At 45.8% G+C, this 24,129-nt stretch carries 20 protein-coding genes and 14 tRNA genes; 31 read left to right on the top strand and 3 right to left on the bottom strand.

Annotated elements, in window-relative coordinates; genetic code table 11:
- Positions 1-20 precede the first annotated feature (20 nt).
- The 14 genes from FKN16_RS15845 to FKN16_RS15910 all read left to right on the top strand — a co-directional run bounded on the left by FKN16_RS15845 (position 21) and on the right by FKN16_RS15910 (position 1,679).
- Positions 21-105, top strand: a tRNA-Leu gene (locus FKN16_RS15845).
- A gap of 30 nt (positions 106-135) precedes the next feature.
- Positions 136-210 (top strand) — tRNA-Gln (locus FKN16_RS15850).
- 53 nt (positions 211-263) lie between these two features.
- Positions 264-348, top strand: a tRNA-Leu gene (locus FKN16_RS15855).
- Positions 349-378: 30 nt separating this feature from the next.
- Positions 379-453, top strand: a tRNA-Gln gene (locus FKN16_RS15860).
- A 53-nt stretch (positions 454-506) separates the two neighbouring features.
- A tRNA-Leu gene (locus FKN16_RS15865) sits at positions 507-591 on the top strand.
- A 22-nt stretch (positions 592-613) separates the two neighbouring features.
- Positions 614-690, top strand: a tRNA-Met gene (locus FKN16_RS15870).
- Between the two features lie 54 nt (positions 691-744).
- Positions 745-829: transfer RNA gene (locus tag FKN16_RS15875), tRNA-Leu, on the top strand.
- Between the two features lie 30 nt (positions 830-859).
- Positions 860-934 (top strand) — tRNA-Gln (locus FKN16_RS15880).
- 53 nt (positions 935-987) lie between these two features.
- Positions 988-1,072 (top strand) — tRNA-Leu (locus tag FKN16_RS15885).
- A gap of 22 nt (positions 1,073-1,094) precedes the next feature.
- A tRNA-Met gene (locus FKN16_RS15890) sits at positions 1,095-1,171 on the top strand.
- 46 nt (positions 1,172-1,217) lie between these two features.
- Positions 1,218-1,302 (top strand) — tRNA-Leu (locus tag FKN16_RS15895).
- 29 nt (positions 1,303-1,331) lie between these two features.
- A tRNA-Leu gene (locus tag FKN16_RS15900) sits at positions 1,332-1,416 on the top strand.
- Between the two features lie 50 nt (positions 1,417-1,466).
- Positions 1,467-1,541: transfer RNA gene (locus tag FKN16_RS15905), tRNA-Gln, on the top strand.
- A 53-nt stretch (positions 1,542-1,594) separates the two neighbouring features.
- A tRNA-Leu gene (locus FKN16_RS15910) sits at positions 1,595-1,679 on the top strand.
- A gap of 135 nt (positions 1,680-1,814) precedes the next feature.
- On the opposite strand, the gene FKN16_RS15915 is transcribed toward FKN16_RS15910, so the two are convergent.
- A complete protein-coding gene (locus FKN16_RS15915) occupies positions 1,815-2,993 on the bottom strand; it encodes a 2-octaprenyl-3-methyl-6-methoxy-1,4-benzoquinol hydroxylase (RefSeq protein ID WP_170903076.1) in 1,179 nt (392 codons plus the stop codon).
- A 257-nt stretch (positions 2,994-3,250) separates the two neighbouring features.
- On the opposite strand from FKN16_RS15915, the gene miaB reads away from it, so the two are divergent.
- From miaB to lnt, 5 genes are all read left to right on the top strand, one after another.
- Positions 3,251-4,675: a tRNA (N6-isopentenyl adenosine(37)-C2)-methylthiotransferase MiaB gene (miaB, locus tag FKN16_RS15920; RefSeq protein ID WP_170903077.1), complete on the top strand. Its 1,425-nt coding sequence runs from the start codon at positions 3,251-3,253 to the stop codon at positions 4,673-4,675.
- 73 nt (positions 4,676-4,748) lie between these two features.
- Entirely contained in the window at positions 4,749-5,846 is a 1,098-nt protein-coding gene (locus FKN16_RS15925) for a PhoH family protein (protein ID WP_005373033.1), read from the top strand.
- A 2-nt stretch (positions 5,847-5,848) separates the two neighbouring features.
- A complete protein-coding gene (ybeY, locus tag FKN16_RS15930) occupies positions 5,849-6,313 on the top strand; it encodes an rRNA maturation RNase YbeY (protein ID WP_005391311.1) in 465 nt (154 codons plus the stop codon).
- 105 nt (positions 6,314-6,418) lie between these two features.
- Positions 6,419-7,318: a CNNM family magnesium/cobalt transport protein CorC gene (corC, locus tag FKN16_RS15935; protein ID WP_005384118.1), complete on the top strand. Its 900-nt coding sequence runs from the start codon at positions 6,419-6,421 to the stop codon at positions 7,316-7,318.
- Between the two features lie 33 nt (positions 7,319-7,351).
- Complete coding sequence (lnt, locus tag FKN16_RS15940; RefSeq protein ID WP_109169985.1) at positions 7,352-8,869, top strand: apolipoprotein N-acyltransferase; 1,518 nt, start codon at positions 7,352-7,354, stop codon at positions 8,867-8,869.
- A gap of 84 nt (positions 8,870-8,953) precedes the next feature.
- Here lnt and FKN16_RS15945 read toward each other — a convergent pair whose 3' ends face one another.
- Complete coding sequence (locus tag FKN16_RS15945; protein WP_005373024.1) at positions 8,954-9,424, bottom strand: zinc ribbon-containing protein; 471 nt, start codon at positions 9,422-9,424, stop codon at positions 8,954-8,956.
- 153 nt (positions 9,425-9,577) lie between these two features.
- Here FKN16_RS15945 and leuS point away from each other — a divergent pair, with 153 nt between their 5' ends.
- The 12 genes from leuS (at position 9,578) to lipA (ending at position 22,128) form a co-directional block, all read left to right on the top strand.
- Positions 9,578-12,151 (top strand): leucine--tRNA ligase, encoded by a 2,574-nt coding sequence (gene leuS, locus FKN16_RS15950; protein WP_170903078.1) that lies wholly within the window; start codon positions 9,578-9,580, stop codon positions 12,149-12,151.
- A gap of 170 nt (positions 12,152-12,321) precedes the next feature.
- Positions 12,322-12,861, top strand: coding sequence for an LPS assembly lipoprotein LptE (lptE, locus tag FKN16_RS15955; protein WP_170903079.1), 540 nt, complete (start codon positions 12,322-12,324; stop codon positions 12,859-12,861).
- Between the two features lie 5 nt (positions 12,862-12,866).
- Positions 12,867-13,886, top strand: a complete 1,020-nt coding sequence (gene holA, locus FKN16_RS15960; RefSeq protein WP_012842066.1) for a DNA polymerase III subunit delta — start codon at positions 12,867-12,869, stop codon at positions 13,884-13,886.
- An 88-nt stretch (positions 13,887-13,974) separates the two neighbouring features.
- Positions 13,975-14,292 carry a ribosome silencing factor gene (rsfS, locus tag FKN16_RS15965; protein ID WP_005373015.1) on the top strand — a complete coding sequence of 106 codons (318 nt, stop codon included), beginning with the start codon at positions 13,975-13,977 and terminating at the stop codon, positions 14,290-14,292.
- 4 nt (positions 14,293-14,296) lie between these two features.
- The gene (gene rlmH, locus FKN16_RS15970) at positions 14,297-14,767 is read left to right on the top strand and encodes a 23S rRNA (pseudouridine(1915)-N(3))-methyltransferase RlmH (RefSeq protein WP_017821762.1); all 471 of its coding nucleotides are present in this window, start codon (positions 14,297-14,299) and stop codon (positions 14,765-14,767) included.
- 29 nt (positions 14,768-14,796) lie between these two features.
- Positions 14,797-16,713, top strand: a complete 1,917-nt coding sequence (mrdA, locus tag FKN16_RS15975; RefSeq protein ID WP_012842067.1) for a penicillin-binding protein 2 — start codon at positions 14,797-14,799, stop codon at positions 16,711-16,713.
- Positions 16,713-17,834, top strand: coding sequence for a rod shape-determining protein RodA (rodA, locus tag FKN16_RS15980; RefSeq protein WP_005391317.1), 1,122 nt, complete (start codon positions 16,713-16,715; stop codon positions 17,832-17,834). Before mrdA ends, rodA begins: the two co-directional genes overlap by 1 nt.
- Before the next feature lie 2 nt (positions 17,835-17,836).
- Positions 17,837-18,640 (top strand): septal ring lytic transglycosylase RlpA family protein, encoded by an 804-nt coding sequence (locus FKN16_RS15985; protein WP_046874297.1) that lies wholly within the window; start codon positions 17,837-17,839, stop codon positions 18,638-18,640.
- A gap of 90 nt (positions 18,641-18,730) precedes the next feature.
- A complete protein-coding gene (locus FKN16_RS15990) occupies positions 18,731-19,909 on the top strand; it encodes a serine hydrolase (protein ID WP_012842069.1) in 1,179 nt (392 codons plus the stop codon).
- Between the two features lie 139 nt (positions 19,910-20,048).
- Positions 20,049-20,327, top strand: coding sequence for a DUF493 family protein YbeD (gene ybeD, locus FKN16_RS15995; protein WP_005384135.1), 279 nt, complete (start codon positions 20,049-20,051; stop codon positions 20,325-20,327).
- A gap of 176 nt (positions 20,328-20,503) precedes the next feature.
- A complete protein-coding gene (gene lipB / locus FKN16_RS16000) occupies positions 20,504-21,166 on the top strand; it encodes a lipoyl(octanoyl) transferase LipB (RefSeq protein ID WP_005391320.1) in 663 nt (220 codons plus the stop codon).
- A complete protein-coding gene (gene lipA / locus FKN16_RS16005) occupies positions 21,163-22,128 on the top strand; it encodes a lipoyl synthase (protein WP_005391329.1) in 966 nt (321 codons plus the stop codon). The genes lipB and lipA overlap by 4 nt, the downstream gene beginning before the upstream one ends.
- Positions 22,129-22,588: 460 nt before the next feature.
- Here the strand turns inward: lipA and glyA are convergent, their stop codons facing one another.
- The gene (glyA, locus tag FKN16_RS16010) at positions 22,589-23,839 is read right to left on the bottom strand and encodes a serine hydroxymethyltransferase (protein WP_005391333.1); all 1,251 of its coding nucleotides are present in this window, start codon (positions 23,837-23,839) and stop codon (positions 22,589-22,591) included.
- Between the last annotated feature and the right edge of the window lie 290 nt (positions 23,840-24,129).

The raw sequence follows: 24,129 nt of genomic DNA on the forward strand, positions 1-24,129 counted from the left end.
TGATATCTATAGAATAAGTTGCGGAAGTGGCGGAATTGGTAGACGCACCAGATTTAGGTTCTGGCGCCGCAAGGTGTGAGAGTTCAAGTCTCTCCTTCCGCACCATTATTTAAGTCTCTTGTATTAGAGCAATGTAGGGCTATCGCCAAGCGGTAAGGCAGCGGCTTTTGATGCCGCCATTCCCTGGTTCGAATCCAGGTAGCCCTGCCATATACAACGATATTGAGATTTTACCAATTATCTTGATATCTACAGATCAAGTTGCGGAAGTGGCGGAATTGGTAGACGCACCAGATTTAGGTTCTGGCGCCGCAAGGTGTGAGAGTTCAAGTCTCTCCTTCCGCACCATTATTAAAGCCTCTTTTATTAGAGCATTGTAGGGCTATCGCCAAGCGGTAAGGCAGCGGCTTTTGATGCCGCCATTCCCTGGTTCGAATCCAGGTAGCCCTGCCATATACAACGATATTGAGATTTTACCAATTATCTTGATATCTACAGATCAAGTTGCGGAAGTGGCGGAATTGGTAGACGCACCAGATTTAGGTTCTGGCGCCGAAAGGTGTGAGAGTTCAAGTCTCTCCTTCCGCACCATTCTTGATCAAAAGTTTAAAATGGCTACGTAGCTCAGCTGGTTAGAGCACATCACTCATAATGATGGGGTCACAGGTTCGAATCCCGTCGTAGCCACCATGAACAACGTTATTTAGGTTTTTACCAATTACCTTAATAGCTACAGAATAAGTTGCGGAAGTGGCGGAATTGGTAGACGCACCAGATTTAGGTTCTGGCGCCGCAAGGTGTGAGAGTTCAAGTCTCTCCTTCCGCACCATTATTAAAGCCTCTTTTATTAGAGCATTGTAGGGCTATCGCCAAGCGGTAAGGCAGCGGCTTTTGATGCCGCCATTCCCTGGTTCGAATCCAGGTAGCCCTGCCATATACAACGATATTGAGATTTTACCAATTATCTTGATATCTACAGATCAAGTTGCGGAAGTGGCGGAATTGGTAGACGCACCAGATTTAGGTTCTGGCGCCGCAAGGTGTGAGAGTTCAAGTCTCTCCTTCCGCACCATTCTTGATCAAAAGTTTAAAATGGCTACGTAGCTCAGCTGGTTAGAGCACATCACTCATAATGATGGGGTCACAGGTTCGAATCCCGTCGTAGCCACCATTGATTGGATTGCTAGCATAAGCTATCAGTCACGTAGATTTAAGATGCGGAAGTGGCGGAATTGGTAGACGCACCAGATTTAGGTTCTGGCGCCGCAAGGTGTGAGAGTTCAAGTCTCTCCTTCCGCACCATCTTAAATTAATCTACACTATCAGAATACGCGGAAGTGGCGGAATTGGTAGACGCACCAGATTTAGGTTCTGGCGCCGTAAGGTGTGAGAGTTCAAGTCTCTCCTTCCGCACCATTCTTTCTCTCGGTAAGAGAGGTTAAGTAGTCTTTGACTATTTAAGCTGTAGGGCTATCGCCAAGCGGTAAGGCAGCGGCTTTTGATGCCGCCATTCCCTGGTTCGAATCCAGGTAGCCCTGCCATATACAACGATATTGAGATTTTACCAATTATCTTGATATCTATAGATTAAGTTGCGGAAGTGGCGGAATTGGTAGACGCACCAGATTTAGGTTCTGGCGCCGCAAGGTGTGAGAGTTCAAGTCTCTCCTTCCGCACCATTATCGGAAAACCCAGCATGACTTTGCTGGGTTTTTTTCTTTTTTGGTTCTGGACTCGGGAAATCATTAGATTTGCCGAATTAAAAAAGCGAGCTCATGGCTCGCTTTTTTTCTATCTGTGATTTGAGTAGCTTACTACATACCTAACGCGTATTTCAGTACTTGAGCCTTGATCGGTCCTGAGTTTTCAGCAAACTTCAATGCAGCATTACGTACAAACTTCAATGGCCCAAGATCGTTGCTAAAACCTTTATAGAAAAAGTCCATGCCCGTCTGCATGAGTAAGTTGTCAGGTCGACGTGCGCGTTCGTATTTAGCGAGTAAGGTATCTTCCAGCTTTTCTTGGTGTTCTGTTACCGAAAGGAGAACGTCTACATCTTTGAAGCCTAAGTTTACCCCTTGCCCTGCAAGCGGGTTAATCGTATGGGCAGAGTCACCCACTAACACGCAATTTTTGCTTGAGTAGCTTTGCGCATGACGACGAGTGAGTGGGAATGAGCCAAACTGTAAAACTTCAATATCGCCCAATTCAACAGGGAAATGACGTAAGATTTCTTCCCTTAGTTGAGGTTTACCCATCGCACACAGTTGTTTAATGCGTTTTGGCGAGTCATACCAAACCAACGAACCTTGGCCTACTTCTTGACCGTCTTCATTAGTCAAAGAGCACAAAGGTAAAAATGAACGCGGGCCTGAAGGAGTAAATTGTTGCCAAGTGATATCTTGCTGTGGCAATTCTGTTTTCACGTTAATCAACATGCAGTGTTGTCGGTAATCCCACGCAGTCACTCCAATTCCAGCCAATTGACGAACTTTAGAGTTTGCACCATCAGCACCAATTACCCAGTTAGCTTCAAACTGCACCCCACTTTCTAGTGTCACAAGGTTTACATCTGCAAACTCAATGTCTTTTAATCGCTCGGGACACATCACGGTTAGATTGTCATACTGAGAGAAGACTTGCCAAAGACCTAATTGGATTAGGCGGTTTTCAACGATGTAACCTAGCTGCTCCAATGACAGTTCATCAGAGTGAAAACGAGTACGGCACTCCGGGTGCTCCCAAGTCTCTAAACGCCGATAAGGGCAAACTCGCATACTTTTAATTTCTGACCATGCTCCGAGTGAATCAAGTAACTCCACCGACTGGTGCGAAATCGCAGATACGCGAATATCCATCGCCTGAGCGGCATCAAAAGCTTTGGGTTTTGCACCTTCAACCAAGACAACGCTTCTGCCCTGCTTGGCAAATCCAACAGCGACGGCTGCCCCAACCATACCGCCACCGATCACGGCGATGTCATACTTGTTCATTTTTTACTCTTTATCGTGCTGATTAATTGGCGTTTTTTATTGTACTTTCCATGGCTATTTTTACAAAATTGTTTAACAAAAAACCTTGTTCTGCATAGGGCGAAAAACTAGATTTCATCAGGCTTTGCAGAGAATTAGCCAGATCACTAGTCAGGTGCTTTTTAAAGCAGTACAATACGCCGCTTACCGCCGTGATGGCGGCTATAATTTGAGCAATAGCTCTCCAATTTAAGTACAACTGAACGAGCGAAAGTGAGATGAGTAAGAAACTGCTAATTAAAACCTGGGGCTGCCAGATGAACGAATACGATTCATCAAAAATGGCCGACCTGCTTAATGCTGCAAACGGCTACGAGCTGACGGAAGAGCCAGAGGAAGCAGACGTACTTCTACTTAACACCTGTTCGATCCGTGAAAAAGCGCAAGAGAAAGTTTTCCACCAGCTTGGTCGCTGGAAAACACTAAAAGATAAAAAACCTGGCGTAGTTATCGGTGTAGGTGGTTGTGTAGCAACGCAAGAAGGTGACCATATTCGTGAACGTGCACCATACGTCGACGTTATTTTTGGCCCACAAACTCTGCACCGCCTACCTGAGATGATCAAACAATCTCAGTCGGATGACGCACCAGTTATGGACATTTCGTTCCCAGAGATCGAAAAGTTCGACCGCCTACCAGAGCCTCGTGCGGAAGGCGCGACAGCATTCGTTTCTATTATGGAAGGCTGCTCGAAGTACTGTACTTACTGTGTCGTACCGTACACTCGTGGTGAAGAAGTAAGCCGTCCAATGGATGATGTGCTGTTCGAAATCGCACAGCTTGCTGAACAAGGCGTACGTGAAGTAAACCTACTGGGTCAAAACGTAAACGCGTACCGCGGTCCAACACACGACGGTGAAATCTGTTCATTTGCAGAACTGCTTCGTTTGGTTGCGTCTATCGATGGTATCGACCGTATTCGTTTCACAACGAGCCACCCGCTAGAATTCACTGACGACATCATCTCGGTTTACGAAGATACGCCTGAGCTTGTGAGCTTCCTACACTTACCTGTGCAAAGTGGTAGTGACCGTATCCTAACTATGATGAAACGCCCTCACACCGCTATCGAGTACAAGTCGATCATCCGTAAACTGCGTAAAGCTCGTCCTGATATTCAAATCAGTTCAGACTTTATTGTTGGTTTCCCTGGTGAGACAGACAAAGACTTCCAAGACACAATGAAGCTAATCAAAGATGTAGACTTTGACATGAGCTTCAGCTTCATCTTCTCTCCACGTCCAGGTACGCCAGCAGCGGATTACCCTTGTGATGTATCAGAACAAGTGAAGAAAGAGCGCCTTTACGAACTACAGCAAACTATCAATGCTCAAGCGATGCGTTACTCTCGCTTAATGCTTGGCACAGAACAACGTGTTCTAGTTGAAGGTCCTTCGAAGAAAAACCTAATGGAACTACGCGCTCGTACAGAAAACAACCGTGTAGTAAACTTTGAAGGTAGTGCAGACCTAATTGGTCAGTTCGTTGATGTGAAGATCGTAGACGTATTTGCGAACTCACTGCGTGGTGAGCTAGTACGTACTGAAAAAGACATGGATCTTCGTAGTGTGATTTCCCCAACGCAGATGATGGCGAAAACACGTCGCGAAGATGAGCTGGGTGTAGCTACTTTTACGCCGTAAGCTCGTATAAATAGCCATGGAGAGCCTGGTCGTTATCAGGCTCTCACTAAGTGGCAAAAAATGAGAGGCAACATTGAGTAATAAAATCGTAACTCTAGAAATTAACCTAGAACCTTCCGACAACCGCCGACTTGCTAGCCTGTGCGGTCCATTCGATGACAACATCAAGCATTTAGAACGTCGTCTAGGCGTTGAAATTAACCACCGTAGTGACCATTTTACAATTGTCGGTAAACCTCATACCGCATCAGCTGCGCTGGATATCCTGAAAACTCTGTATGTTGATACCGCGCCTGTACGAGGTGAGATCCCAGACATTGAGCCTGAACAGATCCATCTAGCAATTAAAGAGTCTGGTGTTCTTGAGCAGAATACTGAGTCTAATATCGAGCATGGTAAAGAAGTCTTCGTCAAAACCAAGAAAGGTGTGATCAAACCACGTACGCCAAACCAAGCACAGTACTTGGTTAATATGGTCACGCATGATATTTCTTTTGGTATTGGCCCAGCTGGTACAGGTAAAACTTATCTTGCTGTTGCAGCAGCAGTTGATGCACTAGAGCGCCAAGAGATCCGTCGTATTCTATTGACGCGCCCTGCGGTTGAAGCCGGTGAGAAACTGGGCTTCCTACCTGGTGACTTAAGCCAGAAAGTCGACCCATACCTACGTCCGCTATACGATGCCCTATTTGAAATGTTGGGCTTTGAGCGTGTAGAGAAGCTGATTGAACGTAACGTGATTGAGGTAGCCCCTCTTGCTTACATGCGTGGTCGTACTCTAAACGACGCTTTCATCATTCTTGATGAGAGTCAGAACACCACGGTTGAGCAGATGAAGATGTTCCTAACGCGTATTGGTTTTAACTCTCGCGCAGTTATCACTGGTGACGTCACGCAAATCGACTTACCTCGTGGTGCAAAATCAGGTCTTCGTCATGCTATTGAAGTATTAAGCGAAGTCGACGACATCAGCTTTAACTTCTTTTTAGCAGACGACGTTGTACGTCACCCAGTGGTTGCTCGTATCGTTAACGCGTATGAGAAGTGGGAAGCACAAGACCAGAAAGAGCGTAAAGAGTTCGAGAAGCGTCGTCGTGAAGAACGCGATGCGAAGTTACTAGAAGCAGCAAAAGCCGAACTGAATGCACAAGTTGCTTCCACTAAGGAATAATCATGGCGATTGAACTTGATCTGCAACTGGCAGTCGAAAATGAAGAAGGGCTGCCTTCGCAGCAAGATTTCCAATTGTGGCTAGATAAGACGATTCCTCTATTCCAGCCACAAGCCGAAGTCACCATTCGCATTGTGGATGAACAAGAAAGTCACACGCTTAACCATGAGTATCGTGGTAAAGATAAACCGACCAATGTGTTGTCTTTTCCATTTGAAGCCCCTCCGGGTATGGAAATAGATTTACTTGGCGACTTAATTATTTGCCGCCAAGTCGTTGAAAAAGAGGCAATTGAACAGAACAAGCCTCTGTTAGCACATTGGGCGCATATGGTTGTACATGGCAGCTTGCATCTGCTAGGTTATGATCATATTGAGGATGACGAAGCCGAAGAGATGGAGTCCCTCGAAACCGAAATCATGCAAGGTATGGGCTATGAAGACCCTTACATTGCTGAAAAAGAATAGCCATTGGCTATTCAGCAGGGAAAGGCGAACCACCTAAATGATTCTCGTGTTCGCCTCTCTATGTGTGCTATCACACTTCTGATAGCGTTACTTAATTGAGAAACAATGAACGAAGATAATTCTCCCTCTTCTAACGAAGATAAGAAAGAAAAGGCAGAAGGTCCGAGTAGAAAGTCCTTCTTTGAACGTCTAGGTCAATTATTTCAGGGCGAGCCAAAAGATCGCCAAGAGCTTGTGGATGTTATCCGTGACTCTGAAGTCAATGACCTGATTGACCATGACACCCGCGATATGCTTGAAGGTGTTATGGAAATCTCCGAAATGCGCGTGCGTGACATTATGATCCCGCGTTCGCAAATGGTTACGGTTGAGCGTACTCACGACCTTGATACCTTGGTTGCCTTGATTACCGATGCTCAACACTCTCGCTACCCTGTGATCAGCGAAGATAAAGACCATGTGGAAGGCATTCTTCTTGCGAAGGACTTACTTAAATACTTAGGCTCAGGCAGTAATCCATTTGATATCGAAGAAGTTATTCGACCAGCCGTTGTGGTACCGGAAAGCAAACGCGTTGATCGACTGCTGAAAGAGTTCCGTGAAGAACGTTATCATATGGCCATTGTTGTCGATGAATTCGGTGGTGTTTCTGGTCTTGTGACCATTGAAGATATCCTTGAAGAAATCGTCGGGGATATCGAAGATGAATTCGATGAAAGCGAAGAGACAGACATTCGTAAGCTTAGCAAGCATACGTTTGCTGTCAGAGCGCTGACAACCATCGAAGAGTTTAATGAGACATTTGGAACTAACTTCAGCGATGAGGAAGTAGATACCGTTGGTGGCATGGTCATGACTGCCTTTGGTCACTTACCTTCTCGTGGTGAACTGGTTGAAATTGAAGGTTACAACTTCAAAGTCACCGCTGCCGATAACCGTCGTGTCATTCAACTCCAAGTGACGATCCCAGACGAAGAAACCCTGGTTGAAGCCACTCAAGAGTAACGCGATACCCATTGGGAATCTCAGAAAATTATAATGATGAATGAACTCTTTCATCGCCTCAAGCGGCCCTTAGTGGCCGCTTTTGTTGGCGCCTCTACTACGCTCGCTTTTGCACCTTACCAGTTGTGGCCTGTTGCCATTCTTAGCCCAGCTATTCTACTGATTCTTCTTGCTAACCAAACTCCGAAACGTGCACTGTGGATTGGCTATGCTTGGGGGTTGGGTCAATTTGCAACTGGCGTTAGCTGGGTGTACGTCAGTATCTCCGGCTTTGGTGGCATGCCACTGATTGCCAATTTATTTTTAATGGGCTTGCTTGTCGCCTACTTGGCTGTTTATTCAGGCTTATTTGCTTGGCTTAACAACAAGCTATTTCCTCAATTCACACTCACAAAAGCGCTTCTCGCTGCGCCCGCTTTATGGCTAATCAGTGATTGGTTGCGTGGTTGGGTGATGACCGGCTTCCCGTGGCTATGGCTAGGCTACAGCCAGATTGATGCTCCACTAGCAAGCTTTGCGCCTATCGGTGGCGTGGAACTGCTCACTCTGTTTATCCTTATTAGTGCGGGGGCATTAGCCTATGCTTGGGTTCATAAACAGTGGCTGATGGTGATTATTCCTGCGGTACTACTCAGCACAGGCTTTGGGATTCGTAACTACGATTGGGTAACACCTCGGCCAGAAGACACGACTAAGCTCGCGCTGATTCAAGGTAACGTTGACCAAAACCTTAAGTGGCTGCCAAGCCAACGTTGGCCAACCATCATGAAATACGCAGATCTCACTCGTGAAAACTGGGACGCTGATATTATCGTCTGGCCAGAAGCTGCAATTCCTGCTTTTGAAATTGAAGTGCCTTCATTTTTGAGCAATATCGACAGTGCAGCAAAAATGAATAACAGCGCAATCATCACTGGTGTCGTCAACCAAGCTGAAGATCGACAGTTCTACAACAGTATCCTGTCCCTTGGCATCACACCATACGGTGACTACAGTTTCGACTTGAGCGAACGCTACCATAAGCATCACCTATTACCGTTTGGTGAGTTTGTACCATTTGAAGATATTTTGCGCCCATTAGCGCCATTCTTTAACTTACCGATGTCGTCGTTTAGCCGTGGGGCTTTTGTGCAGCCCAACATCGTTGCGAATGGCATGCACATGGCACCAGCGCTTTGCTATGAGATCATCTTTAATGAGCAAGTGCGTCAAAATGTGACTGACGAAACAGACTTCATTCTAACGCTATCGAACGACGCATGGTTTGGTCACTCTATCGGCCCTCTTCAGCATATGGAGATCGCCCGTATGCGTGCCTTAGAATTAGGTAAACCGCTCATCCGCTCGACTAACAACGGATTAACAGCGGTAACCGATCACAAGGGTAAAATCGTTGAGCAAGTACCGCAGTTTGAAACTGCAGTACTGCGCGCAGAGCTCACCCCAACCGATGGGAAAACGCCATATCGAATCGTTGGTACTTGGCCATTGTATATTTGGGTTGGGTTAAGTTTAGCGCTGGCTTTCGGTTTAAGAAGAAAACAGAGCTGATAACAGCTTGAAAGTAGAAAAGACAAAAAAGAGGCGACCAAGCCTCTTTTTTATTCATTGCATTATACAGTCGTTACGCGCCATTTATGGCTTTAATGACTGGCGAGTAAAGCCTTTGTGACCACATTTAATACACGGAATGATTACAGTTGGGTGGTTATACGTTGTCTTGTGACCACACTCATCACAGACCAAAGTGCCTAAGCCTATCACCTCTCCTGCTTCATATAGCCCTTGATGCTCTAAGTCATCGAACAACTCAACCCACTCAACTTTAGTTCGGTCTGTAATCTCTAACAGCCCTTGCCATATCGAATCCGCAATCGTTAAGTAAAACGGACCACTTTTACTGTCCTCGTAACTCTCTGAAAACTCTTTTAAGTCTGCTTTAAGGTACGCTTTGATTAAAGCCAATTCATCTTTGGTCAAGTCATTAGCAGCATCCACCACTTTGCCCGACGTCTCAATCGCTTTGTTAACTTCTTCCGGACTGTGCTTCAAGGTTTCAATCACATCCTCGAGCATTTCCTCATAACCTGTTTTACGTTTAGGCATAACTGACCTCCATCTTTCTCCTACCTGCGTCACTTAAGGGCGCATGGGTACAGATTGGCTATTGTTGTGATCCCTAGCTTTAGGTATTCTATGACGATCTATTTAAGTCTGTTCTAACCGAACTCACAAATTCCAAGATAACGGATACCATCGATGCAAGAACAATACAACCCACAAGATATTGAACAAAAAGTTCAAAAACACTGGGATGACAACAAAACCTTTGTTGTAAGTGAAGACCCAAATAAAGAAAAATTCTACTGTCTATCCATGTTCCCATACCCAAGTGGTCGACTGCACATGGGTCACGTGCGCAACTACACTATCGGTGATGTAGTATCTCGTTTCCAACGCCTACAAGGCAAAAACGTGATGCAACCAATCGGTTGGGACGCATTCGGTCTACCTGCAGAAAACGCAGCAGTAAAAAACAAAACTGCACCAGCACCTTGGACTTACGAAAACATCGAATACATGAAGAACCAACTTAAGCTTCTAGGCTTTGGTTACGATTGGAACCGTGAATTCGCAACATGTACGCCTGAGTACTACCGCTGGGAACAAGAGTTCTTCACTAAACTTTACGAGAAAGGTTTAGTTTACAAAAAGACTTCTTCTGTTAACTGGTGTCCTAACGACCAAACTGTTCTTGCAAACGAGCAGGTTGAAGACGGTTGCTGCTGGCGTTGTGATACGCCTGTAGAGCAAAAAGAAATCCCTCAATGGTTCATCAAAATCACTGAATACGCTCAAGAGCTACTAGACGACCTAGACAAGCTTGAAGGTTGGCCTGAAATGGTGAAAACCATGCAGCGCAACTGGATTGGCCGCTCTGAAGGCGTTGAGCTGAAGTTTGAAGTTAAGGGTCAACAAGACCTAGAAGTTTACACAACACGTCCAGATACGCTAATGGGTGTGACTTACGTGGGCATCGCAGCCGGCCACCCTCTTGCAGCTCTTGCTGCAGAGAACAACCCAGAGCTTGCAGCGTTTATCGACGAATGTAAGAACAACAAGGTTGCAGAAGCTGAGCTAGCGACAATGGAGAAGAAAGGTATGGCTACTGGCCTTACTGCTATTCATCCATTGAACGGCCGTGAAGTTCCTGTTTACGTAGCAAACTTCGTACTGATGGACTACGGTACAGGCGCGGTAATGGCAGTACCTGCACACGACCAACGTGACTACGAGTTCGCAACGAAGTACGGTCTAGACATCGTGCCTGTTATCAAGCCTGCTGATGGCAGCGAGCTAGACATCTCTGAAGCAGCATACACAGAGAAAGGCGTACTGTTCGATTCAGGTGAATTCGACGGCCTAGAATTCCAAGCGGCGTTCGATGCAATTGCAGCGAAGCTAGAAGCAGAAGGCAAAGGCACTAAGACTGTAAACTTCCGTCTACGCGACTGGGGTGTATCTCGTCAACGTTACTGGGGCGCACCAATCCCAATGGTAACCACTGAAGACGGTGAAGTTCATCCAGTACCTGCTGACCAACTACCAGTGATTCTTCCAGAAGACGTGGTAATGGACGGCGTAACCAGCCCAATCAAAGCAGACAAAGAATGGGCGAAGACCACATTCAACGGCGAACCGGCTCTACGTGAGACAGATACGTTCGATACGTTCATGGAATCTTCTTGGTACTACGCACGTTACTGTTCACCACAAGCTGACGATATCCTAGATCCAGAAAAAGCAAACTACTGGCTACCAGTAGACCAGTACATCGGCGGTATCGAGCACGCTTGTATGCACCTATTGTACTCACGCTTCTTCCACAAATTGCTACGTGATGCAGGCTACGTAACGTCTGACGAGCCGTTCAAACAACTACTATGTCAAGGCATGGTACTGGCTGACGCGTTCTACTTCGAGAACGAGAAAGGCGGTAAAGAGTGGGTTGCACCAACAGATGTTGCTGTAGAGCGTGACGGTAAAGGCCGCATCATTTCTGCTAAAGACAACGAAGGCCGTGATGTAACACACTCAGGCATGATCAAAATGTCTAAGTCTAAAAACAACGGTATCGACCCTCAAGAGATGGTAGACAAGTACGGTGCTGATACAGTGCGTCTATTTATGATGTTCGCATCTCCAGCAGACATGACGCTTGAGTGGCAAGAGTCTGGCGTAGAAGGTGCAAACCGCTTCCTAAAACGTGTTTGGAAACTAGTGAAAGAACACGCAGAGAAAGGCGCAGCAGAAGCAGTGGATACAGCAGCACTTTCTGGTGAGCAAAAAGCACTTCGTCGTGACGTTCACAAAACTATCGCGAAAGTGACTGACGATATCGCTCGTCGTCAAACGTTCAACACAGCAATCGCAGCAATCATGGAACTGATGAACAAGCTAGCGAAAGCACCTCAAGAATCTGCACAAGATCGTGCAATTCTTGATGAAGCGCTAAAAGCGGTTGTAACGATGCTTTACCCAATCACTCCGCACATTTCATACGAGCTATGGACTGCGCTTGGTGAGTCAAACATCGACAACGCAGCATGGCCAACGTTTGATGAAAAAGCACTAGTTGAAGACGAAAAAACTATCGTTGTTCAAGTTAACGGTAAGCTACGTGCGAAGTTAACAGTAGCGGCAGACGCAACGAAAGAACAAGTTGAAGAGCTTGGTCTAAACGACGAAAACGTTACTAAGTTCACAGATGGCCTAACAATCCGTAAAGTAATTTACGTACCAGGTAAACTGCTGAACATCGTTGCAAACTAAGCGGTCACTGTAAGCAAATTACAGCTTGCAATAACGCAACGCAGAGCGAACTAATTCGCGCGCTAAGAGTCTTTAAACAGGGTAGTTCACTACCCTGTTTATTTACCTCAAACCATTCACATGAGTGGTTTAAGGTAAATAACCCCTTCAATTTAGGATGAATACAATCAATGCTCTTTTTCTCTTTGATTAAACTACCAGTGGTATTGGTATTAGCGGGGCTTCTTTCTGCCTGTGGTTTTCACCTTCGCGGCGAGTATTCCGTACCGGAAGAGCTGCACACTATGTCTTTCTCCAGCTACGATGAATACAGTGAATTAACTCGCTATGTTCGCTCTCAACTCGAACTGAACAAAGTTGAACTTGTTCAACCATCATCGACTGTACCCAACCTTCATTTGACGGAAGCGACTATCGATGAGCGTACACTGTCTCTGTATCAAAATAGCCGTGCAGCAGAAAAAGAGCTGACATACGTAGTAAAATACCGTGTGACGATTCCTGGCTATGGCTCTAAAAACTTTACGACAACAGTAAACCGCAACTACCTAGACAACCCGTTGACGGCACTTGCAAAATCTGTTGAACGTGACGTAATTGAAGACGAGATGCGCTTGCAAGCTGCAAAACAGATGATGCGCCAGTTGGGCCGTATTCGTGCCGAATATGAAGCAGGACAAATCTCTGAGCCAGCGAACACAAACTCTTAATCACTATGCGAATTTATGCCGATAAATTAACGGATCATTTAACTAAACACGTTAAACAAGTTTACCTAATCTTTGGTAATGAGCCGTTACTGATTCAAGAGAGCCGCCAAGCAATCCAAAAGGCAGCGTTTCAACAAGGTTTTGAGGAAAAACACCGTTTTGCGGTAGACGCAAGCATCGACTGGAATCAAGTTTACGATTGCTTCCAAGCGATGAGCCTGTTCTCAAACCGTCAATTGATCGAGCTTGAAATCCCAGAAAGTGGCGTGACAACAGCCGTCAGCAAAGAGCTGCAAACACTGTGTGATATGCTGCATGATGACATCATGCTCGTCATTGTTGGTAGCAAACTGACCAAAGCCCAAGAAAATGCGAAATGGTTCAAAGCATTAAGCTCAAAAGGCGACTGGGTAAGCTGTTTGTCGCCAGATCTACAACGCTTACCTATGTTCATTCAGGCACGTTGCCGCACGTTGGGCCTAAAACCCGATCAACAATCACTGCAAATGTTGGCTCAATGGCATGAAGGTAACCTGTTTGCATTGTCACAAAGCTTAGAGAAATTGGCCCTACTCTACCCGGATGGTGAGCTGACCATCATACGTTTAGAGGAAGCCCTAAGTCGCCATAATCACTTTACTACGTTTAACTGGATCGACGCCTTACTGGCAGGTAAAGCAAACCGTGCACAACGTATTCTTCGCCAACTTGAGGCGGAAGGGGTCGAGACCGTGATCTTGATTCGAAGTGTACAAAAAGAGTTGAGCCAACTTTTAAATATGCATCAAGACTTAACTCAAATGGGAATGAACCAGGTATTTGAGAAATATCGAGTTTGGCAAAACAAGCGTCCACTCTATAACGCAGCACTGACCCGCTTATCGGCGAGTCGTATTTGTGCATTGCTCTCCTTGTTGGCTCAAGCAGAGATAAAAGCCAAAACTCAATATGACGAGTCTGTATGGCCAACTATTCATCAGTTGAGCTTAGAAACCTGCTCTCCTGATATTAAGCTGGCAATTTAAAAATCAAAGCGTGATATAGTGCGCGACCTGTTTTGCAAGCAAGAATGTAAAACACTGTAGAGATAAGAGACAAACCGAGGAAAACCGAGTGCTTCGCGAAGAACTGAAAGACTTTTTAGCTGATAAAGCCGACGACATGAAAGCGGAAGACATTATCGTCCTAAATGTGGAAGATAAATCAAGCGTGACAGATTACATGATCATCTGTACTGGCACATCCAAACGCCACGTTTCATCCATCGCTGACCACGTTGCAACAGAAGTGAAAAAAGCCGGTCTTGAGCCACTAGGAATGGAAGGTGAAAACGAAGGTGAATGGGTAGTCCTAGATATGGGCGACGCCATGCTTCACGTGATGCAAGAAGAGCACCGCGAACTCTACCAGCTAGAAAAACTCTGGGGTTAATCTTTTGAAAATTCAACTAATTGCTGTTGGCACAAAAATGCCAAAATGGGTTGAGGAAGGCTTTCAAGAATATCGTCGCCGTTTCCCACATGATATGCCATTGGAGTTGATTGAAATCTCTGCTGGCAAACGTGGAAAAAATGCCGATATCGCTCGTATCCTGCAAAAAGAAGGGGAAGCGATGCTCGCTGCGGTACCAAAAGGCAACCGTATCGTCACGTTAGATATCCCAGGTAAAAAATGGGACACTCCTCAACTCGCTGAGCAGTTAGAAGCTTGGAAATTAGATGGCCGTGATGTATCAATCTTAATCGGCGGTCCTGAAGGACTCGCTCCTGCATGCAAAGCTGCAGCAGACCAAAGCTGGTCATTGTCTGCCTTAACGCTACCCCATCCTTTAGTGCGTATCGTAATGGCAGAAAGCTTGTACCGAGCGTGGAGCATCACCGCGAACCATCCTTACCACCGCGAATAATCGTTGTTTAACTTTAGAGCCAAGCGTTAATGATTCGTAAGCGCCGCAGTCAAATCCGAGATTATCAAGCCGAAGCGCGTCTGTTTGCCAGCCGCGCTATTGTCGCTTTTATCGGCATTGTTCTCTTGATGGGAGCTCTGGTCGCCAATATGTACAACATTCAGGTGAACCAGTTTCAAGATTATCAAACCCGCTCGAACGATAACCGTATCAAAGTGGTTCCTATCGCGCCTAACCGAGGTCTGATTTATGACCGAAATGGTGTTTTACTGGCAGAGAACCGTCCCGTCTTTAACTTAGAACTGACTCCAGAAAAAATTAAAGACATTGATGCAACCATCCAAGAACTACAAACCATTCTGGAAATTACCCCAGATCAGATTGAACGTTTCCACCAAGAGCGTAAACGGACTCGTCGATTTAAGTCGGTCCCACTGCTTACCCAACTGAACGAAAAACAAGTAGCGGTATTCTCCGTCAATCAGTACCGCTTTCCTGGTGTAGAAATAAGTGCGACCTTAAAGCGCTACTACCCTTTCAGCGAAGTATTAACCCACGTGATTGGTTACGTTTCTCGAATCAATGATCGCGACATGCAGCGCCTGATCCGAGAAGAAAAAGACGCAAACTATCAAGCCACTCGCGATATTGGTAAGCTGGGTATCGAAAAATACTACGAAGACCTCTTACACGGTACGGCCGGATATCAAGAAGTCGAGGTAAACAGTCGCGGCAGAGTAATTCGTACGTTAAAGTACGTTCCACCTGTACCCGGAAAAGACATCGTTTTAAACCTTGATATCAACTTGCAGCTGTACGTACACCAATTATTGGATGGCCGTCGAGGCAGTGCTGTAGTGATCGATCCTAGAGACAACGGCGTACTGGCTATGGTTTCAAGCCCTAGCTACGACCCTAACTCGTTCGTGCACGGAATCTCAGGGAAAGACTATCGCGCCCTTTTGAACGATAAAAACCGTCCTTTGGTCAACCGTACCACACTTGGCATTTACCCACCTGCGTCTACCATCAAACCATTTATGGCGGTAGCCGCGCTGCAAGAAGGTGTCGTCACACCTAACACCACGCGAAATGATCCTGGTTATTGGCGCATACCAAACTCCAACACTCGCCCATTCCGTGACTGGTTGCGTTGGGGGCACGGACGCGTCGATATCATTAAGTCGATCGAAGAGTCTGTTGATACCTTCTACTATCAAATCGCTTATGACATGGGTATTGACCGCATTTCGAATTGGATGATGATGTTCGGTTTTGGTGATTACACTGGCATTGATATCTACGAAGAAAGTAAGGCGAATATGCCGACTCGTGACTGGAAAATGTCTCGCCATAAAACCCCATGGTATAAAGGTGATACGATCCCTGTGGGTATCGGCCAAGGTTATTGGACAGCAACACCAATGCAAATCGCCAAAGCGACCTCCGTATTAGTAAATGAGGGAGAAGTGATCGCACCTCACTTGCTCAAAGCGACGATAGAGAACGGCAACGACTTCGAAGAACAACAAACAACAGAATACGTGACTTACCCGCCAATCAAGAATGTACCGAAAAAGTACTGGGATATGGCGAAAGAAGGCATGCGTCGTGTAAACCATGGCACGCGCGGAACAGCTCGCCGCTCATTCTACAAAATGAGTTATCAAACAGCGGGTAAATCAGGTACTGCGCAGGTCTTCGGTCTGGGTGAAAACGAAGAGTACAACGCAGATGAGATCGCCGAACATTTACGTGACCATGCGTTATTTACTGGCTTTGCACCATTTGACGATCCAAAAGTGGTCGTCACTGTAGTGTTAGAAAACGCCGGCGGTGGTTCTAGCAACGGAGCCCCTGTAGTGAGAAAGATCTTTGATCGAGTCGTACTTGGCCCAGAAGAAATTGAGCCTGATAACAATGCGAAGAAAGAGGTAAAACAGTAATGAAGATGGATCCCTCTACAGGTAAAAATCGCGCCCTGTTTGAACGCTTCCATATCGACTTACCACTCCTACTTGGCATATTGGCCCTGATGGGGTTTGGCCTCGTGATCATGTACAGCGCTAGTGGCCAAAGTTTACTGATGATGGATCGCCAAGCTATGCGGATGGTACTTTCACTCGTTGTGATGATCGTTCTTGCGCAGCTTTCTCCACGAACCTACGAGAGCCTGGCACCTTTGATGTTCGTCGGCGGCGTCATACTGCTCTTTGGCGTGCTGTTTTTCGGTGAAGCATCTAAAGGCGCACAGCGTTGGCTTAACCTCGGTTTTGTGCGCTTTCAACCTTCCGAGTTATTGAAGCTCGCGGTGCCATTAATGGTGGCACGCTATGTAGGTCGACAACCCCTTCCGCCAACGCTAAAAACACTCATCGTTGCACTGATTATGGTCTGCTTGCCAACCATCCTCATTGCAAAACAGCCTGACTTAGGGACCTCTATTCTAATCGCAGCTTCCGGTATTTTTGTTATCTTCCTCGCGGGCATTAGTTGGAAAATCATCGCTGGTGCTGCGATTGCACTGGGTGGTTTCATTCCGATTTTGTGGTTTTTCTTGATGCGTGAGTATCAAAAAGTACGAGTTCGTACTCTGTTTAATCCAGAGTCTGACCCGCTAGGTGCGGGCTACCACATTATTCAGAGTAAAATTGCGATTGGCTCCGGTGGTATTTCCGGCAAAGGTTGGTTGCAAGGAACACAGTCACAACTGGAATTTCTTCCTGAACGACACACTGACTTTATCTTTGCAGTAATTGCTGAAGAATGGGGTATGATTGGCTTCCTTTGCCTTTTAGCCATCTATCTATTTATTATTGGACGAGGTTTATACCTCGCCAGCCAAGCGCAAACCGCATTTGGACGAATGATGGCAGGCAGTATTGTACTCAGCTTCTTCGTGTATATTTTTGTAAATATTGGCATGGTAAGTGGCATCCTACCTGTAGTAGGTGTACCGTTGCCACTCATTAGTTATGGCGGCACATCAATGGTAACCTTGATGGCTGGCTTTGGTATTCTGATGTCAATTCATACGCACCGAAAAGCATTCTCTAAGGCGACCTAGACATGCAAAAACGCGCTTTATATTCCTTGGTTTTCTCTGCTCTTATTTTGGCAGGCTGTTCATCAACTAGCCAAAAAGAACAAGAAGGCCGTTACGAACTCGAATCCGATGTTGCACCGGATACACCGCTTTCAGTCGAACACATCGAGGATGCGCACCCTAAATATGAACCTTACAGCTTAGGTGGCAACAAGGATTACCACTTGCGCGGCAAAGACTACAAGATAGTTCGCGATGCCAAAGGCTTTAAAGAAAAAGGCCGCGCATCTTGGTATGGGAAGAAGTTCCAAGGTCATTTGACTTCTAATGGCGAAATCTATGACATGTACTCAATGACAGCAGCTCATAAAACGCTACCGTTACCGAGTTACGTAAAAGTCACCAACACTGACAACGGCAAAACTACCGTAGTACGAGTTAATGACCGAGGTCCGTTTCACGATGGCCGTATTATCGATTTAAGCTATGCCGCCGCACATAAGTTAGATGTGATAAAAACAGGCACCGCGAACGTGGAAATTGAAGTAATCAGTATCAATCAGCCCACGGATAAAAAATCTTTAGAAGCGCACCCTAAGTACGTTATTCAGGTGGCATCATCAAAAAATGAAGAACGCGCACGAACTTTAGGGACAGAGCTTGGTCAAAAACTGGATACAGAAACTTTCCTAGAAAATGCGAAAGAGTCTTATCGCTTGTTGTTAGGGCCATTTACTGACTATTCCCTGACGCAAGCCACTCTAGATAAAGTAAAGTTGCTCGGCTATTCGTCTGCATTTATTAAAAAACACAACACTGCCAAATGACCTAGTGTCATGAATTTCTCCTCGATCCCCTCTTACATAGCTGGGGATTCTGATAAGATGTCCGCAGTTAACCCAAAAATTTGAATTACCATGAATAAAAATAAGTTTGTGAAATCTATTCTCGTTTCTTCGGTTGCCCTTTCTGCAACTTTCGCTCAATCTGCTCTTGCATCACCTATCGTTGTTCCAGATGCCCCTCAAATCGCGGCGAAGGGCTACGTACTGATGGATTACCATTCAGGTAAAGTACTGGCAGAGAAAGAGATGAACACAAAATTGTCTCCAGCTAGTCTGACTAAGATGATGACCAGCTACGTAATCGGCCAAGAACTAGCGCGTGGTAATATCTCAGAAGATGACGATGTCACCATCAGTAAAAATGCATGGGCGAAAAACTTCCCTGAATCATCAAAAATGTTCATTGAAGTGGGCACAACTGTAAAAGTACGTGACCTAAACCGCGGTATCATCGTCCAATCTGGTAACGATGCCTGTGTAGCGATGGCTGAACACATTGCAGGCTCAGAAGATGCGTTTGTTGACCTAATGAACGCTTGGGCCAACACACTAGGTATGACGAACTCGCACTTTGCCAACGTTCATGGTCTAGATAACGCCGAGCTGTACTCGACACCATACGACATGGCATTGCTAGGTAAAGCCCTGATCCGTGACGTACCAAATGAGTACCGCGTGTACTCAGAGAAGAAATTTACTTACAACGGCATCACCCAATACAACCGTAACGGTCTACTTTGGGATAAGAGCATGAACGTTGATGGCATCAAAACGGGCCACACAAGTAATGCGGGTTACAGCCTAGTAAGTTCAGCAACTGAAGGCCAAATGCGTTTGGTTGCGGTCGTTATGGGCACGAAAGATGCCAATGCTCGTAAGTCAGAAAGCAAAAAGCTACTAAGCTACGGCTTCCGTTTCTTCGAAACAGTAGCACCGCACAAAGCAGGTGAAACGTTCGTTGAAGAAAAAGTGTGGATGGGTAACAAAGACACTGTAGCGTTGGGCCTTGACCAAGATACTTACGTAACACTACCACGTGGTGAAGCGAAAAACCTAAAAGCCAGCTTCGTCCTTGAAAAAGAGCTAGAAGCCCCAATTAATAAAGGTGATGTAGTTGGTAAGCTATACTATCAGATCGATGGTGAAGATATTGCCGAATACCCACTAATGGCACTAGAAACCGTAGAGCAAGGTAGTCTATTTAGCCGCATGTGGGATTACATCGTATTGTTATTCAAGAGCTTCTTCTAAGAAGAACGTTAGAGTAGCAAACTTATTCGCAAAGCCGCCTGAAAGGGCGGCTTTTTAAGTTTGAGATCCTCGTCTTGAGTTCCCCCTAATTTGACTGTACTATTTCGCACCGCAACGAATATCTACTGGAGTTATCGATATGCTAACCATCAACTCTGATGCAAAATTAAAAGACCTGCTTGAGTTCCCTTGTTCATTTACTTACAAGGTAATGGGTCATGCAAAGCCTGAACTTCCAGAGCTTGTTCTTGAAGTTATTCAGCGCCATGCTCCAGGTGACTACAGCCCGACCGTTAAACCAAGTGCTAAGGGCAACTACCACTCGGTATCAATCAACATCACTGCAACGTCTATCGAGCAAGTTGAGACGCTATACAAAGAGTTAGGTGAAATTGACATCGTGCGCATGGTTCTATAATTTTTTGATAGATTAAATTTTTTTTGAAAGCAGCTTCGGCTGCTTTCTTTTTATTTATCAATCAGATAACAAAACTTTACATCGCTTTCAGTTAAAAATCTGTTACTCAGCGGTAGAGCATCAGGGTTATCCGGTTTATAATCCAAAAACTTTATATATTAGCAACAGGAATTCCCATGCAACACCAACTTGTTGTAAAACGACTTGGCCGCCAAGACTATGAGCCTGTATGGAAGGCGATGCATGAGTTCACCGACCAACGCACAGAAGAAACCCCTGATGAAGTCTGGTTGGTAGAACATAACCCAGTATTTACGCAAGGTCAGGCAGGTAAAGCTGAGCACCTTATTAACACTGGTGACATTCCTGTTGTACAAAGTGATCGCGGAGGCCAAGTTACGTATCATGGCCCTGGTCAGTTGGTCGCCTATTTCTTGATCAACTTACGCCGCAAAAAATTAGGTGTACGAGATCTCGTTACCACTATCGAGAACCTCGTGATCAACACGCTAAAAGCATACAATATCGATTCGGCCGCGCGACCTGACGCACCAGGCGTTTACGTTGACGGTAAAAAAATATGCTCTCTCGGTTTACGCATTCGTAAAGGATGCTCGTTTCATGGCTTAGCCTTGAACGTAAATATGGATTTAACACCGTTTCTGCGTATTAACCCTTGTGGTTATGAAGGTATGGAAATGGTTCAGGTCAGCCAATTCGGCGGCCCAGACAATGTAGAAGCCGTAGAAAAACAATTAATAGAAGAACTCGTTACTTTGCTCGACTATGAGCAAGTAGAATTCAGCACAGAAGCACCTTCTCAAGGTAATAAAGCATGAGCAAACCAATCCAGATGGAAAAAGGCGTTAAATATCGTGACGCCGATAAAATGGCATTGATTCCCGTAAAGAACATGCCTACAGAGCAGAAAGAAGTGCTACGTAAGCCTGATTGGATGAAGATCAAGCTACCAGCCGACAGCCAACGAATTCAAGACATCAAGGCGGCGATGCGCAAGAATAAACTTCACTCCGTATGTGAAGAAGCATCTTGCCCTAACCTAGCGGAATGTTTTAACCACGGTACAGCTACCTTCATGATCCTAGGTGCCATTTGTACTCGTCGTTGTCCTTTCTGTGACGTTGCTCATGGCCGCCCATTACCACCGGAAGCAGAAGAGCCTCAAAAACTGGCGAAAACCATCGCCGATATGAAGCTGAAATACGTAGTAATCACTTCTGTAGACCGTGACGATCTGCGTGATGGTGGTGCACAGCACTTTGCCGACTGTAACCGCGAGATCCGTGCGTTGAACCCGCATATTAAGATTGAAACTCTGGTTCCTGACTTCCGTGGTCGTATGGACGTAGCGCTGGATCTAATGAAAGACAACCCACCAGATGTCTTCAACCACAACCTAGAAACTGCACCACGTCTTTACCGTAAAGCTCGCCCAGGTGCGAACTACAAATGGTCACTTGAGCTTCTTAAGAAGTTCAAAGAACAGCACCCAGATGTACCGACCAAATCTGGTTTGATGATGGGTCTTGGTGAAACCAAAGAAGAAATCATCGAAGTACTGAAAGATCTACGCGCACACGGCGTAACGATGCTGACTCTAGGTCAGTACTTAGCGCCAAGCCGTCACCACTTGCCAGTAGAGCGTTACGTTCCGCCATCAGAGTTTGACGAGCTAAAAGAAGTTGCACTAGAGCTTGGTTTCACGCACGCAGCGTGTGGTCCATTTGTTCGCTCTTCTTACCATGCCGATATGCAGGCTCAAGGCATCGAGATTAAATAAGCACTCGCTTATTTTGAAAAGCTTGTTTTGAAAAGAAAGGTTGGCTCAGTGCCAACCTTTTTTGTATCTGTCAAATGATGATAAAAAGCCATTCTACCTCCGTCATTCTGAACAGCGAGGAACGAGCCTGATTGAGAATCAGTTTCCAACGTACTGATGATTTTTAGGGAAACTCTGAGTAAAAGAGTGTGCCTCAACAATATTCCTGATCTCGCCTAGGCTCGTCGGAATGACGTAGTTTGGATATATTGAAAAGGGACAGTGTTGGTAGCCATCCCCTTATAACACACTCTCGCTATATCTCATTCCAAACGCCAGACAAACAAAAAGGCCCTCAATTGAGGACCTTTAGTATATCAATGTTCAAAATAGACGAGTCGAGTTCTAGGAGAACACACGGAGTTTGCGCGAGCAAGTGAGTATGTTCGACACCGAAATTGACTCATTCTATGAAGAATAGTTAGGCGTAAACCGGTAGACGCTTACAAATTTCGAGCACTTTCTGTTTAGTCGCTTCGATAACTTCTTCGTTGCCGATGTTATCTAGAACGTCACACATCCAGTTTGCTAGCTCTTTTGCGTCTTCTTCAGTGAAGCCACGGCGAGTGATCGCTGGCGTACCAACACGGATACCAGACGTTACGAATGGGCTGCGTGGGTCATTTGGTACTGAGTTTTTGTTCACTGTGATGTTTGCTGCACCTAGTGCCGCGTCTGCGTCTTTACCAGTGATGTCTTTGTCGATCAGGTCCACTAGGAACAAGTGGTTTTCTGTGCCGTTAGACACGATTTTGTAGCCACGCTCTTGGAATTGACCAACCATTGCTTTTGCGTTTTTCACTACGCGAGCTTGGTAAGCTTTGAACTCTGGCTCCATCGCTTCTTTGAACGCTACTGCTTTACCAGCGATAACGTGCATTAGAGGGCCACCTTGACCACCAGGGAACACTGCTGAGTTCAATTTCTTGTACATATCTTCGCCAGCATTTGACAAGATAAGACCACCGCGAGGACCTGCTAGTGTTTTGTGCGTCGTTGTTGTTACCACGTGAGCGTGTGGAACAGGTGTTGGGTATTCGCCTGCTGCGATAAGACCCGCTACGTGCGCCATATCAACGAAAAGGTAAGCATCTACTTTGTCCGCGATTTCACGCATGCGCTTCCAATCAACGATTTGCGAGTAAGCAGAGAAACCACCGATGATCATCTTAGGCTTGTGCTCAAGCGCTAGCTGTTCCATCTCGTCGTAGTTGATTTGACCCGCTTCATCGATACCGTAAGGGATAACGTTGTAGTGCTTACCAGAGAAGTTTACTGGAGAACCGTGAGTCAGGTGACCACCGTGCGCTAGGCTCATGCCTAGAACTGTATCGCCTGGGTTAAGAAGCGCCATGTAAACCGCGCTGTTTGCTTGAGAACCTGAGTGAGGCTGTACGTTCGCGTATTCACAACCGAACAGTTTACATGCACGGTCGATAGCAAGTTGTTCCGCTTTATCTACGTACTCACAACCGCCGTAGTAACGCTTGCCTGGGTAGCCTTCAGCGTATTTGTTCGTTAGCTGAGAACCTTGCGCTTCCATTACACGTGGGCTTGTGTAGTTTTCAGAAGCGATAAGTTCAATGTGTTCTTCCTGGCGAAGAGTTTCTTCCTGGATAGCTGCGAACAGTTCCGCATCGTAATCTGCGATGTTCATATCACGCTTAAGCATCTGTATCTCCTGACTCAGATTAGTACTGAAAGTTGCAAAAAAACTGTTGAATGACCCTACGCAAACGTTTTCGTCACCCTAATGGCGCGCATTCTACATAATTTGATCTGGGTCATAAAGAGAAATTTACAATTTTTCTCATGCAGTTTTTTCATGATGGCAAGCAATCTGTATCACGCCCGCATTGCAATTGCATAACGACGATCTATTGCCTGTCAATTTTGTGCTTTACACCCTGTAAAACAGCAATTACATAGGTTTACCGTAAATTTTACCCTCTAGCTACCGAA

It is taken from the genome of Vibrio sp. 11-4(1), assembly GCF_013048625.1.
Classification (GTDB): domain Bacteria; phylum Pseudomonadota; class Gammaproteobacteria; order Enterobacterales; family Vibrionaceae; genus Vibrio; species Vibrio diabolicus.

What these genes read in the sequence shown, in the direction of transcription:
- holA (WP_012842066.1), top strand. Translation starts at nt 12,867, where the DNA reads ATGCGAATTTATGCCGATAAATTAACGGATCATTTAACTAAACACGTT.
- FKN16_RS15915 (WP_170903076.1), bottom strand. Translation starts at nt 2,993, where the DNA reads ATGAACAAGTATGACATCGCCGTGATCGGTGGCGGTATGGTTGGGGCA.
- leuS (WP_170903078.1), top strand. Translation starts at nt 9,578, where the DNA reads ATGCAAGAACAATACAACCCACAAGATATTGAACAAAAAGTTCAAAAA.
- lipB (WP_005391320.1), top strand. Translation starts at nt 20,504, where the DNA reads ATGCAACACCAACTTGTTGTAAAACGACTTGGCCGCCAAGACTATGAG.
- rodA (WP_005391317.1), top strand. Translation starts at nt 16,713, where the DNA reads ATGAAGATGGATCCCTCTACAGGTAAAAATCGCGCCCTGTTTGAACGC.
- corC (WP_005384118.1), top strand. Translation starts at nt 6,419, where the DNA reads ATGAACGAAGATAATTCTCCCTCTTCTAACGAAGATAAGAAAGAAAAG.
- lnt (WP_109169985.1), top strand. Translation starts at nt 7,352, where the DNA reads ATGATGAATGAACTCTTTCATCGCCTCAAGCGGCCCTTAGTGGCCGCT.
- mrdA (WP_012842067.1), top strand. Translation starts at nt 14,797, where the DNA reads ATGATTCGTAAGCGCCGCAGTCAAATCCGAGATTATCAAGCCGAAGCG.
- ybeY (WP_005391311.1), top strand. Translation starts at nt 5,849, where the DNA reads ATGGCGATTGAACTTGATCTGCAACTGGCAGTCGAAAATGAAGAAGGG.
- FKN16_RS15990 (WP_012842069.1), top strand. Translation starts at nt 18,731, where the DNA reads ATGAATAAAAATAAGTTTGTGAAATCTATTCTCGTTTCTTCGGTTGCC.
- lipA (WP_005391329.1), top strand. Translation starts at nt 21,163, where the DNA reads ATGAGCAAACCAATCCAGATGGAAAAAGGCGTTAAATATCGTGACGCC.
- glyA (WP_005391333.1), bottom strand. Translation starts at nt 23,839, where the DNA reads ATGCTTAAGCGTGATATGAACATCGCAGATTACGATGCGGAACTGTTC.
- ybeD (WP_005384135.1), top strand. Translation starts at nt 20,049, where the DNA reads ATGCTAACCATCAACTCTGATGCAAAATTAAAAGACCTGCTTGAGTTC.
- lptE (WP_170903079.1), top strand. Translation starts at nt 12,322, where the DNA reads ATGCTCTTTTTCTCTTTGATTAAACTACCAGTGGTATTGGTATTAGCG.
- FKN16_RS15945 (WP_005373024.1), bottom strand. Translation starts at nt 9,424, where the DNA reads ATGCCTAAACGTAAAACAGGTTATGAGGAAATGCTCGAGGATGTGATT.
- FKN16_RS15985 (WP_046874297.1), top strand. Translation starts at nt 17,837, where the DNA reads ATGCAAAAACGCGCTTTATATTCCTTGGTTTTCTCTGCTCTTATTTTG.
- miaB (WP_170903077.1), top strand. Translation starts at nt 3,251, where the DNA reads ATGAGTAAGAAACTGCTAATTAAAACCTGGGGCTGCCAGATGAACGAA.